Source organism: Acholeplasma equirhinis (genome assembly GCF_017052655.1).
Classification (GTDB): domain Bacteria; phylum Bacillota_I; class Bacilli_A; order Acholeplasmatales; family Acholeplasmataceae; genus Acholeplasma; species Acholeplasma equirhinis.
Genome location: NZ_JAFIDC010000001.1, coordinates 677,918 through 693,763, shown reverse-complemented (window position 1 = coordinate 693,763; position 15,846 = coordinate 677,918). Strand labels below are relative to the sequence as shown.

Sequence of the window (15,846 nt, the reverse complement as noted above, 5' to 3'; positions counted from 1 at the left end):
CTTCCGTGAGGTGATTAAATGAGCTATCAAGATATCTACCAATTATGGTTAAATGAGCCAACATTAACTGAATCCGAAAAAGAAACCTTAAAATCAATGGATTCAAAAGAGATTGAAGAATCGTTCTATCAAGAGATTTCTTTTGGTACAGGCGGTATCAGAGGTTTACTTGGTTTAGGACCTAATCGAATTAATAAATATACTATTCGTAAAGCAACATTAGGTCTTGCAAAATATTTAATCCAAGAAAAAAAGATGAATGGAGTTGCGATTGCATACGATAATCGCTTTGGTTCAAAAGAATATGCAAAAGAAGTAGCAATGGTTCTTGCAGCATGTGGTATTAAATCGTTTCTTTTTGATGCCTTACGTCCAACGCCAATGTTATCATTTGCAGTTAGATACTTTAAAGCATCTGCTGGTATTATGCTCACAGCATCGCATAATCCAAAAGAGTACAATGGTTATAAAGTATATAACGAAACTGGTGCTCAGTTAAATCCAGATGAAGCAGATCAAGTGATGAAGAAAATTGCTACTGTTTTCTCACCATTTGGAATTGAAAGTCTGGATAGTGAATTGATTCACTATGTCGATAGTTCATTTGATGCAATTTATTTAAAAGAAGTTAAAAAAATCAAAGTTAAAGATATTGAAAAACAAATCAAAATTGTGTATTCACCATTACATGGTACTGGTGCTTCACTTGTTCCAGTATTATTAAGAGAAGAATCATATGAAGTTTATCCAGTCATGGAACAAATGACACCAGACCCGGCATTTTCTCATACAAAATCTTCAAATCCTGAAGAAAAAGCAGCATATGAACTTTCACTTCAATATGCAGAAAAATTAAACGCAGATGTCGTTTTTGTAACTGACCCTGATGCGGATAGACTTGGTGTTGCGGTTAAACATGATGGTAACTACCATTTATTAAATGGTAACCAAACAGCTTCACTTGTTTTATATTACTTATTAAGTGAAAGAAAATCTGAACTTGGTTTTGTGTATACAACTGTTGTTACAACAGATTTGATTAAACAAATCGCATACAGCTTCAACCAAAAAGTAGGTGAAACCTTAACTGGATTCAAGTTCATTGGTGAACAAGCTGAAAAAATTTCTGGTAAAGCTAAATACTTATTTGGTTGTGAAGAATCATATGGTAGTTTGATCAAAGATTTTGTACGTGATAAAGATGCTGTACAAGCTGTTTACATGTTAGCAGAAATTACAAATTTCTTAAAATCTAAAGGTCAAACTTTAATTGATTATTTAGAATCAATTTATCAAAAATATGGATACTATGTTGAGTACACACAAAATATCTCATTAAAAGGTATTGAAGGTGCGAAACGTATCCAAGCAATTCTTTCTTACTTCAGACAAAATGGTTTAAATATCCCTTCATTTAAAGTTGAAAATGCAATTGATTACATAAATGGGTATGTTAATCCTCATGATGTCATACTTCCACCATCAGATGTGTTAAAATATCAACATAAAGATGGATATATCATCTTTAGACCATCTGGTACAGAACCAAAACTTAAAATCTACTTCTCGATTCGAAGTGAATCAAAAGAAAAAGCAGAATTAATGGTTAAACAATTGGTATCTGAAGTAAACCAAGTGATTGAAAAAATCTAAGGAGAAAACATATGTTATTACAAAGAAGAACAAACTATTTTAATAAAGTAGAAGCACAAAGTATTTCTCTATTCTATTCTGGTCGTGCACCACATTTATCTGCTGATGCTTATTACACATTTACTGTCAATAAAAACTTTTGGTACTTATCAGGAATTGATCAAGAAAACGCGGTTTTAGTGATGGTTAAATCACAAAAAACAACAGACACTTATCTTTTTATTAAAGCAATCGACCCAGTTGAAGCATTATGGGTAGGCGAATCATTAAGTTTTGAAAAAGCAGCTCAAATGGCTGAACTTCCAGTTGAAAATGTTAAAGACATTCAAACTTTAAATACATTTTTATCAGGATTACTTTCAGCTACACGTCGTGCAATTTTTGGTACATTAACGACTGTTTATTTTGATATGGAACGTATGAGTATGGACGATGAACCATTAATGGGTGAACGTCAAGCAAAATTATTTATGGAAAAATATCCATTCATGAAATTACTTAACTCACATGGTTTCTTAACAGATTTACGTGGTTCAAAAGACAAATATGAATTAGAAGCAATTAAAGGTGCAATTGCTGTATCAGTAAAAGCACATAGTCATTTATTAGATTCACTTAAAAAAGTTGAAACTGAATATGAACTTGAAGCAGAATTTAACTACATTCTAAATAGAAATCACAGTAAACCAGCATTTGGTTCAATTGTAGCTGGTGGTAAGAATGCAACGATTCTTCACTATGAACACAACAACATGCCACTTCAAAAAGGTGACCTTGTCTTACTTGATTTAGGTGCAAGAAAAGATTACTATGCATCAGATATTACAAGAACATATCCAATCAATGGTAAATTTACAAAACGTCAAAGAGAAATCTATCAAGCTGTTTTAAATGTTAATAAAGCAATTATTTCATGGGCCAAAGCGGGAATCACACAAATGGAATACAACCAAAAAGGGAAAGAATTACTCGCACTTGAAGCTAAAAAAATTGGTTTAATTAAAGATGACAGTGAATTAGGTAAATATTATTACCACAGCTTAGGACATGCACTTGGTCTAGATGTTCATGATGTCACAGATCCTCAAGTCGCATTTAAAGTTGGTCAAGTCATTACGGTTGAACCAGGACTTTATGTTGCAGAAGAAGGTATTGGTGTCAGAATAGAAGACAATATCGTTTTAACTGAAACAGGAGCAATCAATTTATCAGCTGAAATCATTAAAGAAGTTGATGAAATTGAAAAATACATGGCTAAATAATATACAAATTAAATTCCAATTAAGAACTTAACGAAAGTTAGGTTCTTTTTTATTTGTATAAAAAGTAAAATGATTACTTTCAATCTACTATAGATTGGAGGTTAAAATGAGAAAAATATTATTTATAAATTTATTTATCTTGATGTTAGTTTGTATAAATCCAAAATCATATGCATATTCAACTTTTGAATATACAGAAAAAGTGAACTATGGAAAATATTTGTCAGAGTTTACAGATGCTGACTATGATCGATATTACGACAAAATAGCTGATAGAAGGTTTTATGGTTGGAACTATTATATTGTCAATGACGAATTAAAAATTAAGTTCATAGGTGAAACAATGTATCGTTACTACAATAATGGTAAATCACCAATCACATATAACTATAAATCAGCGAAGAAGACAATAGATGAGTACACATTAAAATCAACAGGTGGTATTAAAGTCCAAACTCAAAAAACAACAAAAATATTTGGTGATGGACTGCAAGCTTCACTCAACTATGAGTTTAAAACCGATCATAGTGTTGAAACGAATGAAACAGTTGAGGTTAAAGTATCTGTTGAACCAGGTACACAACTTAAGGTTTATATGTATGGTGAAGGATTTATTATGAATGGGGTTGCTAAAAGCTATCTATTCTATCATGAGGTTAAACGTGGTGGATTTGAAGTCTTTACTTTAACAACTTATTATCTTAATGTGGAGGTTACACCAATTTGAAAAAAGCAATCATAGGATTTATTAGCGTTACAATTATATTTGGAATATTTATGTATTTTATCAATACATATAAAAAGCAAGAAGATACTTATGTCTATGTAATTACAGAATCACATTTTGTTTTAACAGATTTAACAAGTAAGATGGCATTTACTTACTTTACAAATAATAAAAATTTCAGTTTCATTGATGAAAATACATATGGCATTATGATCAATGAGGATGATACAATTCGTTTTCCAATTGATAGTTTTGAAGTTGAAGATACCCATGATGAGTATTTAAATGGTGAATTGCTCTATGGATTTAAAATTTGGTTCCAATTACCAGAGATTACAACAAGTTATTACTTTAAAGAGTTTTATCTTAAATTCATAAGTATAGATAAAAAGGTACAAATTTATTTAGGGGATCTTTATGTCGAATATGAAGAAACTTCTAATCAATTTTTTAAATGGAATAAACTAAATGCAACAAAAAAAGATACACCACAAATTTCACAAATCTTAGTTGGTGTACCTTATGAACAAGCAATCGAAGAAATTTATATTGGACCACATAGTGTTGATTATTTTTATGCAGATAAACAATTAGTCATTAAAGTACCAGATGATGTTTTTGTCTTCCTAAATACATATGTTAAACTTGTTACAGAAGAAGGTATCACATATTTACCACAAATGCCTTACATTATTAATTATGAATTATTGAGTAAGGGCTTATACCATAAATATATGTACTAAAATATGATAGAATATCATATAGAGGTTTTTAATATGATATTTATCTTTAAAAAGATGGGGAAATACTTATATCAAGTTATTTTCTCATTATTTGTTAAATCACTTGGTACAGTAGCAGATTTAGTGCTACCGTTTTTACTTGCATATATGATTGATGAGGTGTTATTAGTCGTCACACCAGATGATCATTTAATGCTTTATTATGTCGGTATTTTAATGCTGATTGTTGCTCTTGCGGGGTGGATATTTAACATCGTAGCAAATAGAAGTGCTGAAAAAGTAGCAAGTCAGACAGTTGCTGATATTCGAAGTGAATTATTTTATAAAATTGAGCATTTAAATGCAAGTCAAGTCGATCAAATTACGACTACTTCTTTAATCTCAAGAATTACCACCGATACCTATAACATGTATTCTATGATTGGTAGTTTACAGCGTCTAGGTATCCGTGCACCACTTTTATTAATTGGTGGCATTATCATGGCTTTCTTTATGGATGTTCAACTTACTTTAGTTATGGTTGCACTCCTACCTTTTATTGTTGTCATTGTTTGGTTTTATACAAGAAAAGGGCAACCACTTTATGCGGATATTCAGGTTCAAGTCGATCATTTAATTCGTACACTGAGAGAAAATATTACTGGTGTTAGAGTGATTCGTGCACTCTCAATGACTGAACATGAAAATAACAGGTTCAGTGAAGAAAATGCTGCGACAGTTAAAAAGGAAGTTAAAGCTGTCATCACCATGAATAAAATTCGTCCATTAATTGATATTTTAATGAATGTTGGATTAGTTGCAGTTTTAGTGTTTGGTGCATTTAGAATTTCAAATGGTGAAACTAAAGTTGGTGAAATTCTAGCTTTAATTACGTACTTTACATTAATTCTGAATGCAATGACATCAATCACACGAATTTTTATTCAGATTTCACGTGCAAGTGCTTCAAGTGCTAGAATTCAAGAAGTACTTAATATGCAAGACGATATGCAAGATGGAAATCAAGAAATTGTACCAAATAATGATGTTCATATTGATTTTGATCATGTATATTTTTCATATCATAGTGGTAGTGATAACCATTTAGAGGATATTGATTTTAAAATCAAACAAGGACAAACTTTGGGTATTATTGGATCAACTGGTTCAGGTAAAACGACCATTATTAATTTACTCATGCGTTTTTATGATGTTACAGATGGTGAAATTAAACTATACGGTGAAAACATTAAAAACTTAAAACGTGATGAATTAAGACGACACATTGGTTTGGTCCTTCAAAATGATTTGGTATTTTCAGATACAATTGCAGAAAATATTGCTTTCTCTCGTCGTGAGGTTGATGAAGATAGCATTGAATTTGCAAAAGATATCGCACAAGCAAAATTTATTGACACAATGCCTGATCGACTTCATTATAAAGTTGCTCAAAGAGGTACCAATATTTCAGGTGGTCAACGTCAAAGAGTGTTAATTGCAAGAGCTGTTGCTGGAAAACCAAAACTACTTATTTTAGATGATGCATCCAGTGCACTTGACTATAGAACGGATAGAAATTTAAGAAGTGCTATTAAAAAGCACTTAAAAGATACAACTAAAATTATTGTTGCACAAAGAATTGCCTCGATTAAAGATGCAGATTTAATTCTTTTAGTAGAAGATGGAAAGATTGTTGCAAAAGGTAAACATGATACCTTGAAGAAAGAAAATCTCCATTATCAAACACTTGTGCGTCACCAGTTAGGAGATGATGCACTATGAACCAACCAAAACCTATGCATCAAAGAAATGATGGTTCTCAAGTTGCTAAAAATAAAAAAGCAACCTTAAAACGTCTTTGGTATTATCTATCTTTCTATAAATATCGATTAGTCATCGGTATGGTCTTAACGATTGTTGCCAACGCACTATCACTCATTGGACCTTATCTGACAGGTTTAATGATTAATGAAATGGTCATCAGTGATGAACATCCTTCCATTGATTTTAATCAAATCTTTTTACTTGCAGGATTAATGATTTCATTTTATTTAGTTTCTGCAATCATGAATTATTTCCTATCGATTGCACTTGTGAAGATGGCGCAAAGTGTAGTCTTTAAATTAAGAACAGACCTTTTTAATAAAATGACTAAAGTATCAGTCAAGTATTTTGATACAAATCAAACTGGTGATATCATCTCTCGTATGAGTTATGATATTGATACAATCTCAACATCTTTATCAGCTGATGTCTTAAATTTAATCACATCCGCTATTACACTTGTTGTATCGTTTGTTATGATGATAATTGTTTCGCCACTTTTACTTTTAATCTACTTTATAACAATTCCACTTTCATTCTTTATTACAACCAGTCTATCAAAAATCATTAAGAAAAAACTACGTGCTAGAAATACACAACTTGGACTTATGAATGGATATGCTGAAGAAATGATTTCAGCTCAGAAGACAATTCAATCGTATGTTCAAGAAGAAAACATTTATCAAAAATTTGAAGCACATAATAGAGATGCTGAGAAGAAGAGTTATGATTCAGGTTATTATTCAACGATGGTTGGTCCTTCAGTTAACTTTATTAATAATTTTGGGACAGCACTTGTTGCAACGGCCGGTGCGATACTGGTTGTCCTTGGAAAAATCTTAGTTGGTGATTTATCAAGTTTTATGTTATATTCAAAACGTTTTTCAGGTCCAATTAACCAAATGTCAAACTTGGTTGCAGATATTCAATCAGCACTTGCTGCTGCTGAAAGAATATTTTATGTCCTTGATCAAGATGATGAAAAAGCAGATATTCTTGATGCTAAAACTGAAGGTATTAATGAAGGTTTAATTGAGTTTAAAGATGTAAATTTTGGATATAATCCAAATGAACTCATTTTAAAGAATGTAAATTTCACTGCTAAACCAGGACAAACGGTTGCAATCGTTGGTGAAACTGGTGCGGGTAAAACGACACTTGTCAACTTACTCATGCGATATTATGAAATTAACAGTGGGTTAATTACATTAGATGATGTTCCGATTGATCAATATCAAAGAGCATACTATAGAAAAGCATATTCTATGGTCTTACAAGATACATGGATATTTAAAGGTACCGTCTATGAAAATATTAAATATGGTAATGGTGATGTTTCACTTGATGAAGTGATTGAAGCTGCTAAAAAAGCAAGAATTCATCACTATATTTCTCATTTACCTGAAGGTTATAACACAGTGCTTTCAGATGATGGTATCAATATTTCAAAAGGACAAAAACAATTGATTGTTATTGCAAGGGCAATCCTTTCTAAATCACAAATCTTAATTTTGGATGAAGCAACTTCAAATGTAGATACATACACTGAAATCAATATCCAAAGTGCTATGCAAGAATTGATGAAAGGAAAGACAAGTTTTGTTATTGCACATAGATTATCAACCATTCGTCATGCAGATTTAATTCTTTTAATGCATCAAGGTAATATTGTTGAACAAGGTACACACGAAGAACTGATGGCTAAAGAAGGTATGTATTATCAACTCTTTATGTCACAATTCTCTTAATAATTGTGTGAGTGATTTCAAATTTCATTATATTTATATAAATGTAACATAGTAGTTGACAAAGATAGGTAACTCCTATATAATAACTACGGTAATTGTGAAAAGAAGAGATACCTACTCTCACCTGATGGTACATCCTTGGGTAAACAGCACAGCATAAAATTCATTTTCTTTTGATATTAGTGCTAAGTGGGTATATTCAATACCCACTTTTTCTTTCTTTTACCAAAATAAAATTGAAAGGAGTGGTTACATATAAAACCACAAACTAAGGGACCAACTAGACCCGCTAATACTGATCTAGTAAACGAATTAATTCCAAATGGCCAATTCTTGGTCATTGATGAGAATGGTACTAAATTAGGTACATTTGATCGTAATCAAGCATTAGCAATTGCTAATGATAGAGGCGTTGATATCTTTGTCGTTTCTGCCGATGCAAAACCAATGGTAGCTAAACTGTTAGATTATTCGAAATATCGCTTTGATCAACAAAAGAAGCTTAAAGAAATGCGCAAGAATCAACATATCGTTAAGATTAAAGAAATCAAATTATCACCAACAATTGATAAACATGACTTTGATACTAAATTAAAGGCAGCTCAAAAGTTTATTAATGGTGGTGACAAGGTTAAGGTAACACTACGTTTTAGAGGACGTATGATTACACACTCAGACCTTGGCATGCAACAAGTTGTCAAGTTTATGAATGCTCTAGAAGGTGGCGTTGTCGAAGCACAACCAAAATTAGAAGGCAACACATTAATTGGTGTTGTCGCTCCAGCGAAAAACTAAGAAAGAGGTAAACAACATGCCAAAACAAAAAACACACAGTGGTTTAAAGAAACGCATCAAAGTTACTGGTACTGGTAAATTAATGCGTCATAAAGCATATTCAAACCACTTAGCAGCATCAAAAACAACAAAACAAAATAGACAAATAGCGGGTGAAACGTCAGTTCATGCATCAGATGCAAAAAGAATTAAACGTTTAATCGCTAACATGAAGTAAGGAGGGTACAGAACATGGCAAGAGTTAAAGGCGGCCCACAAACCCGTAGAAGAAGAAAAAAGATTTTAAAATTAGCTAAAGGTTATTTTGGTTCAAAACATACTTTATACAGAACAGCTCACGAACAAGTAATGCACTCATTACAATTCGCATTCCGCGATCGTCGTGCAACTAAGAGAAACTTTAGAAGACTTTGGATTGCTCGTATTAATGCAGCAGCTGCACAAAACGGATTCAAATATTCTAAGTTAATCCACGGTTTAAGCTTAGCAAACGTAGCATTAAATAGAAAAGTATTAGCTGATATCGCAATTACAGAACCAGCAGTATTCACATCATATGTTGAATTAGCTAAAGATGCAATTGCTAACCCAAGCAAATATGCTCAAAAAACTGCAGTTAAAGCTGAAGCTCCAAAAGCAGCTAAAGTAGAAGCTCCTAAAGCAGTTAAGGCAGAAGCTCCAAAAGCTGAAGTTAAAGCAGCAATCAACTATGCAGACTTAAAAGTTGCTGAATTAAGAGAAATCGCTAAAGAAAAAGGCGTTGAAGGATTCTCATCTTTAAAGAAAGCTGAATTAGTTGAAGCTTTAGAAAAATTAAACTAATTAGTTAAATACTATAGACATAAAAGTGGTGATTAAACCACTTTTTTTGTGCTATAATTATTATAATTAGAAGTCTTAAAAAGTAGGGTTTAAGAAATGAAAAGAAGGTTACTAATAAGTACAATTCTTACGAGTGTACTTTTAATTTCATTCAGCATCGTTATTCCGCTGATGGATCCAAATCACTCCATTATTTATGGTGTCTTTTCAGTGATCGTCATCGTACTTGCTATGATTTATTTGTTTTCAGGACTTCCTAAATTTTTAGTAACCTCAATATATTCTGCAGTGATTTGTGCATTACTCTTTTTACTGCCTGATTATCAAGTCGCGATTATCGCTATCGGAACATTAACAATTGTTTTAAATCCACTTGCAAATTTTGAAGAATTTTTAGATAAGAAATTCAATGATGAAGATACTTTACCGCTTCGTATATCATTCCGTGGTAATTACTGGCCATTTTATAGTTATCGTCAAGAAATGAAAAACTATGTTCGATTACCACAGACGAGAAAATTATATACAAAAGTTTGGTATCTAAGAATCAGACAAATTACTACACTAGTTTTACTGGCTTGTGGTATCTTTTTATTTATTAATGAATTAAAGAATATCTATATTGATTTAACACTCTATAATCCTATCCAAATCTTTACTTTCTATGGTGTAATCACTTTATTTTTACTTACCTTTGTATTATACAAAAATGGCTTTACTGCGATGTTTAGAGCGTCGATTATGTTCATTTTTGTTCCAATGATTTTCTTTTTATGGATTGTACAAGGTATACCACTTTCGCTCCAAATTACATTCACAATTTTAATTGTTTTACTCGCAACAGTTGATATTGTATATGAGAAAATTGCAAGTCTAAATCGAGTTGCCTATAGAGCGTATAAATATTATGATGCTGCAGATAATAGATTCGTTTACGCAAATGAATTTTATGAACCATTTGTATATAATGAAACATACAATCTAGTCGGTATGTATAAGTTTAAATCAACAGTAGAGCAATTTGAAAAGAATCTTCATGATATTTTAGTCTATGCAAATAGAAAACATTTTATGATTACAGCTTATACTTTTGATGGATCCAACATCATGGTTTATACAGAGTTTTATCATAAACATGCAAAACGCACAGAAAAGTTTAGTGTGTTTTTAGAATCCATCTTCCATACAAAAGTTTATAGTCAAATTATCTTTGATAAGCATAAACAAATTTATGAAACACAATTTTTCCATAAGACAGAATATATAGTTGCAAGAGCACTGTCTTTAGCAGAACTCTTAAATGAGCTTGAAATGGAAAATAAAGAGATTATTATTTCAGTCATTTTCTCATTTAGAAATTTAGAAGATATTGAAGCAATCTCGAAATTATATTATATATCTAGAATGGAAGATCTAGATGATGAAGATTATTATGCGGCAAGAGTGTCCGTTAAAACAACTAATTCAAAGTTTGCTATAGAGCAAAAGGTTAGAGATATCTTATTAAATGCGATGATCTATCGCGCAACTTATGTTAGAATACTTGTCTATTATGAAGGGGGCAATAAATATGATTAAAAAAGCAGTTATTCCTGCAGCTGGTTGGGGAACTAGATTTTTACCAATTACTAAAGCAGTACCTAAAGAAATGTTACCGATTATTGATAAACCTGCGTTATCTTACATTGTAGAAGAAGCAGTGAATTCTGGTATAGAAGAAATTTTAATAATTATTTCAACAAATAAAGGTGCGATCTCATCTTATTTTGAAAGAAATTCTGATTTAGAAGCATTTCTTGCTGAAAAAAATAAATTAAACGACATTGAACTGATTAAACATACATCATATGGAGCTAAGATTTTTTATACCATTCAGGAAGAACAATTAGGTCTTGGACACGCTGTTTTACAAGCTGAAAAGTTTGTAGGTAATGAGCCTTTTGCAGTTTTACTTGGTGATGATGTGTATGTTTCTAAAACTGAACCAGCATTAAAACAATTAATCAATGCATATAATGAAAAGAAATCTACAATTTTAGGTACTTTGGAAGTACCAGATAGTGATACTAAATTATATGGTATATGTATTCCAAAAGATAATACTTCAAAACCAATTGTTGAACTAAAAGGTGTTGTTGAGAAACCTCAAGGTAAGGCACCATCAAATTCAGCAATCTCTGGTCGTTATGTCTTAACACCACGAATTTTTGAACTTTTAAAGAATCAAACAAGAGGTGCTGGTGGTGAGATTCAACTCACAGATTCAATCTTAAGATTAATGGATTCAGAAAAAGTATATTCAATGGATATGCAAGGTAAACGTTATGATATTGGTTCTAAAATTGGTTACATTGAAGCTATCATTGATTTTGCATTAGAACGTGAAGATTTAAGCCAGGATTTAACCAATTTATTAATAAATAAATTGAAGGACTAAGACATTTAGATTGACAAAAAAAGTAATTAGATGTAAATTAAAGGTACCTAGGAAGCACCCGTGGAACCCAAATAGATCCGTTAGGGAATTTGAACCATACTGGAGTTGAACGCCATTTAATTGGAATCCCAAAGTATGAGACAAGGAAGTTCCCACTTAAACATAACAGATTCTCACCGCTTCTTAGGCTTTTTTATTGGAAAAAGGTTATAATTTAAGCGAGGTGTTATATTTATGAAAGAAAAACAAGTTATCGCTCCAAAAGCAATTTTATTATTTGTTGCTGCTTTTTTATTGCTTGGTGTTGGCGTATTATTCGCAACACCAATTACAGAAGATTTATTTGGTTTAAATTTTGATCAATTAATAATTGGATTTTTATTATTAATTGGTGGTTCAATCTTTTTACTTAAAGATTTTAAATCGATGAAAAAAGATTTAAAGTATTTAACAATCATTGAATTAGTATTTGTTGTAATTATCTCACTTTATGGATTTATACTTCCTGAATTTGTAGACGATCTTAAAGCACTTAACTTATCTGTTAATGTGTATCTAGGATTCCTTGTTATTTTCCATGGCATTTCTACTCTAGTTGTTGAAAGATTCAATGAAACTAAAATGCCTCTTTGGAAATTAGTTGCATTTGGTCTATTGGTTGCAGCTGGTGGATTGATTTTAGATTCAAGAACTCTACAAGTTGGTATCATCATTAAAGTGTTTGTTGTAGGTTTATGTTTATTACTTGCAACAATCGTTTTACTCAAAGCACTAAAACTACCTAAAGTTACTAAACAAGTTAAAGATAAAGCAGAAGAAAGTGAAGAATCAAAAAATGCATAAATTGTATCAAGACTTAAAAACATTAACTGAATTAAATGGTATTGTGTCAAATGAAAAAGAAGTTTCATCATTCCTTCAACAAACTATTCAACTTGAGGCTAAAAAAGATTATCTTGGTTCTTTAGTTTATAGTTATGGTAAAGGAATGAAGGTAATGTTATCAGCACATATTGATGAAGTTGGTATGATGGTAACGCAAATTACACCAGAGGGTTTCTTAAAGTTTCAAACTATTGGTAAACTTTCAGGTTTTAACCTCGTCAATCAAAAATTCTTAGTTACCACTAAAACAAACAAATTATTAGGTGTTTTAAATGCAAATCCAAATCATTTTAATGATAAGGATTTAAATCAAAAGAATTTATATTTAGACTTAGGATTTAAATCACTTAAGGATGCACAAGCGGCAGGTATTTCGGTTGGTGATATGATTACACCATTTGAACCACTCCAACCATTAGGTGAATCAAAAGTCTTTGGTAAGGCACTTGATAATCGTCTAGGTGTATTAGCATTAAAAGAAATTTTAAATAAAAAGTTAGATTTAAAAGTGAACTTGAATGTTGCATTTACTGTTCAAGGTGAAGTTGGCATTAAAGGTGCTAAAACAACTGCATACATGGTTGAACCTGATCTTGCGATTTCTCTAGAAGCAATCCCTGCTAATGATACACCAGGTGGCGATAAAACAGGTAATCAACTCGGAATGGGTCCACAAATTGTATTTTATGATTCAGGTTTAATTGCTCATCATGGTCTAAGAAACTATGTTATTGATATTGCAAAGAAACATCAAATTCCATATCAAGAAACATCTATTCAACATGAAGCATCTGATGCTGCGCAAATGTCACTATCTAAAAGTGGTGCAGCAAGTTTAGTGATTGGAATACCTGTACGTTATACACATTCACATACATCTGTTGCAGATCTTAATGACTTAGAAAATACGATGCTTTTACTTGAAAAAGTGCTAGAATCTTTAGATGATCAAAAAGTAACTGAAATTATATATTGATATAAGGACTATGATTAGTCCTTTTTTTTACAGATGATTTGTCAATTCAAGTGCCACACTTTATAAAAAATTAAAAATCATTCATCACTTCTAATGGTGTTTTAAAGCCTAAACATTTTCGTTGCTGCCTTTTTGCCAAGCACAGTACGGATCTGCGAAGTATACATCACATCCTAATTGATTCTCTATTTCCTTATAACCAGAAAATTCTTTGCCTCTGTCGCACGTTATCGTTTTAACGTAATCTTTTGGATACTGCGATAATATTTCGATAATAGCTCTTGTAACGTTCTCTTGTGTGCGATCAGGAAGTAACTTAGCTATATAAATACGCGATTTTCGTTCAATTAATGTAACGAAACAGTATTTACTCTTTCGTGTATGACCAACTCTTCCTGATTCTACTGTATCGGCTTCCCGGTGCCCTATCACTTTTCGTTTGTGGACATCTTTGGGTCTCTTTTTGATGGTTTTGCCAATATTAAATCTACCCCTAGTCTCTTGGGGACGCTTGAACTTACCCTTTCTTCGTAGCTTTGTCATATCGCCCTTTAAAATCATGCACTCATGAATCCATCTGTAAATAGTAGAAAACGATGGACATCCCTCGATACGATCTTTCTCTCGCTTTGATATTTGCTCAGGTGACCATCTTTCATTTAGTTTCGATTCTATATAGTTTTTGATTTCCTCTGTGATTATTTTTGGTCTATGACACTTTTTTCGTCTCAATTCGTATTTGTTTTGTGCCCCTACTGGATGATATCTTTTTTGGTTTTGATAGCTGTTTCTTTTAAGTTCCCTAGATATCGTCGATGGTTCTCTTTTTAATGCTCTTGCGATTTCACGTATTTTCATCCCCATTTGCTTGAATTGAAATATACACGCTCGCTCTTCTATGGTAAGATGTTGATAGTTCATAGTTTCTCCTTATTTTGTTTGTTTGGTCACTTACATTATAAGAGATTCTATGAACCTTTATTTTTTATTTGTGTGTTGCACTTGTTATACTAATCTATCTGCATAAAAAAAGGGTCAAGTTTATTGACCCTTTGAGAAATTATTCAGCTTTTTTCTTTGCTGCTTTTTCGTTTCCCGGTAATGCAGTATCTGCAAGTGCAGTTACAACACCAGCAAGTTCAGCAAGATTTGATGGAACAACAATCTTAGTTGATTGACCTTCAGCAAGTTTAGCAAGTGCTTCAAATGCTTTAATCTTAAGAACTGCTTCATCAGCTCCAGCCTCTTTAATTAATTGAATACCAAGTGCTTCAGCTCTCTTTAATTTTTCAATTTGTTCAGCTTCAGCTTCAGCTTGTAAGATAACTTGACGTTTTTCAGCTTCAGCTCTTAAAATTACTGATTCTGAATGACCTTCAGCTTCTAAGATCTTAGCGCGTTTTTCCCCTTCAGCGATAAGGATTGTTTGACGTTTTTCACGTTCTGCACGCATTTGCTTTTCCATTGATTCACGAATATCTTTAGGAGGCATAATGTTTTTAACTTCTACACGGTTAACTTTAATACCCCATTTATCAGTTGCTTCGTCTAAAGTATCACGCATTTTAGTGTTGATTATATCACGAGACGTTAATGTTGCATCTAAATCAAGTTCACCAATGATATTACGTAAAGTAGTAGCAGATAATGCTTCAATCGCGTTTACTGGATTATCAACTCCATAAGCGTAAAGTTTAGGGTCAGTTACTTGATAGAAGACGATTGTATCGATTTGCATTGTAACGTTATCTTTAGTGATCACGGCTTGTGGGTCAAAGTCTTTGACTTGTTCCTTTAAGTTAACGATTGCAACAACTCTATCAATGAATGGAATTAAGAAGTGAATACCTACACCCCAAGTTGCATGATACGCACCTAAACGTTGAACAATATACTTATTGGTTTGGTTAACCACTCTAAAACCCGATACTAGGATTAATGCAGCAATGACTAATAAGACTGCAAGAACAATTAATAATGTTTCCATTTAAAATC

The 15,846-nt window shown here is 31.9% G+C and carries 14 protein-coding genes and 1 pseudogene; 13 read left to right on the top strand and 2 right to left on the bottom strand.

Features of this window, described 5'->3' with window-relative positions; genetic code table 11:
• Positions 1-18: 18 nt before the first annotated feature.
• From JV173_RS03200 to JV173_RS03140, 13 genes are all read left to right on the top strand, one after another.
• Positions 19-1,653, top strand: a complete 1,635-nt coding sequence (locus tag JV173_RS03200; protein WP_205734849.1) for a phospho-sugar mutase — start codon at positions 19-21, stop codon at positions 1,651-1,653.
• An 11-nt stretch (positions 1,654-1,664) separates the two neighbouring features.
• Positions 1,665-2,915 (top strand): aminopeptidase P family protein, encoded by a 1,251-nt coding sequence (locus tag JV173_RS03195; RefSeq protein ID WP_205734848.1) that lies wholly within the window; start codon positions 1,665-1,667, stop codon positions 2,913-2,915.
• A gap of 106 nt (positions 2,916-3,021) precedes the next feature.
• On the top strand, positions 3,022-3,642 hold the full coding sequence (locus JV173_RS03190; protein WP_205734847.1) for a hypothetical protein: 621 nt from the start codon (positions 3,022-3,024) through the stop codon (positions 3,640-3,642).
• Positions 3,639-4,385 carry a hypothetical protein gene (locus JV173_RS03185; RefSeq protein WP_205734846.1) on the top strand — a complete coding sequence of 249 codons (747 nt, stop codon included), beginning with the start codon at positions 3,639-3,641 and terminating at the stop codon, positions 4,383-4,385. Before JV173_RS03190 ends, JV173_RS03185 begins: the two co-directional genes overlap by 4 nt.
• Positions 4,386-4,418: 33 nt before the next feature.
• The gene (locus JV173_RS03180) at positions 4,419-6,146 is read left to right on the top strand and encodes an ABC transporter ATP-binding protein (protein ID WP_205734845.1); all 1,728 of its coding nucleotides are present in this window, start codon (positions 4,419-4,421) and stop codon (positions 6,144-6,146) included.
• On the top strand, positions 6,143-7,936 hold the full coding sequence (locus tag JV173_RS03175; RefSeq protein WP_240453006.1) for an ABC transporter ATP-binding protein: 1,794 nt from the start codon (positions 6,143-6,145) through the stop codon (positions 7,934-7,936). Before JV173_RS03180 ends, JV173_RS03175 begins: the two co-directional genes overlap by 4 nt.
• Before the next feature lie 255 nt (positions 7,937-8,191).
• Positions 8,192-8,731 carry a translation initiation factor IF-3 gene (gene infC / locus JV173_RS03170; protein WP_205735438.1) on the top strand — a complete coding sequence of 180 codons (540 nt, stop codon included), beginning with the start codon at positions 8,192-8,194 and terminating at the stop codon, positions 8,729-8,731.
• A 16-nt stretch (positions 8,732-8,747) separates the two neighbouring features.
• On the top strand, positions 8,748-8,948 hold the full coding sequence (gene rpmI / locus JV173_RS03165) for a 50S ribosomal protein L35 (protein WP_205734844.1): 201 nt from the start codon (positions 8,748-8,750) through the stop codon (positions 8,946-8,948).
• Between the two features lie 14 nt (positions 8,949-8,962).
• Positions 8,963-9,553 (top strand): 50S ribosomal protein L20, encoded by a 591-nt coding sequence (gene rplT / locus JV173_RS07035; RefSeq protein ID WP_205734843.1) that lies wholly within the window; start codon positions 8,963-8,965, stop codon positions 9,551-9,553.
• A gap of 96 nt (positions 9,554-9,649) precedes the next feature.
• On the top strand, positions 9,650-11,131 hold the full coding sequence (locus JV173_RS03155) for a hypothetical protein (protein ID WP_205734842.1): 1,482 nt from the start codon (positions 9,650-9,652) through the stop codon (positions 11,129-11,131).
• Positions 11,124-11,990 carry a UTP--glucose-1-phosphate uridylyltransferase gene (locus tag JV173_RS03150; protein WP_205734841.1) on the top strand — a complete coding sequence of 289 codons (867 nt, stop codon included), beginning with the start codon at positions 11,124-11,126 and terminating at the stop codon, positions 11,988-11,990. The genes JV173_RS03155 and JV173_RS03150 overlap by 8 nt, the downstream gene beginning before the upstream one ends.
• A 234-nt stretch (positions 11,991-12,224) precedes the next feature.
• On the top strand, positions 12,225-12,833 hold the full coding sequence (locus JV173_RS03145; protein WP_205734840.1) for a hypothetical protein: 609 nt from the start codon (positions 12,225-12,227) through the stop codon (positions 12,831-12,833).
• Entirely contained in the window at positions 12,811-13,851 is a 1,041-nt protein-coding gene (locus JV173_RS03140; RefSeq protein ID WP_205734839.1) for a M42 family metallopeptidase, read from the top strand. Before JV173_RS03145 ends, JV173_RS03140 begins: the two co-directional genes overlap by 23 nt.
• 114 nt (positions 13,852-13,965) lie before the next feature.
• Here the strand turns inward: JV173_RS03140 and JV173_RS03135 are convergent.
• Positions 13,966-14,772: pseudogene (locus tag JV173_RS03135) on the bottom strand (IS30 family transposase); the annotation flags it as partial.
• Positions 14,773-14,911: 139 nt separating this feature from the next.
• The gene (locus JV173_RS03130) at positions 14,912-15,838 is read right to left on the bottom strand and encodes an SPFH domain-containing protein (RefSeq protein WP_205734837.1); all 927 of its coding nucleotides are present in this window, start codon (positions 15,836-15,838) and stop codon (positions 14,912-14,914) included.
• Between the last annotated feature and the right edge of the window lie 8 nt (positions 15,839-15,846).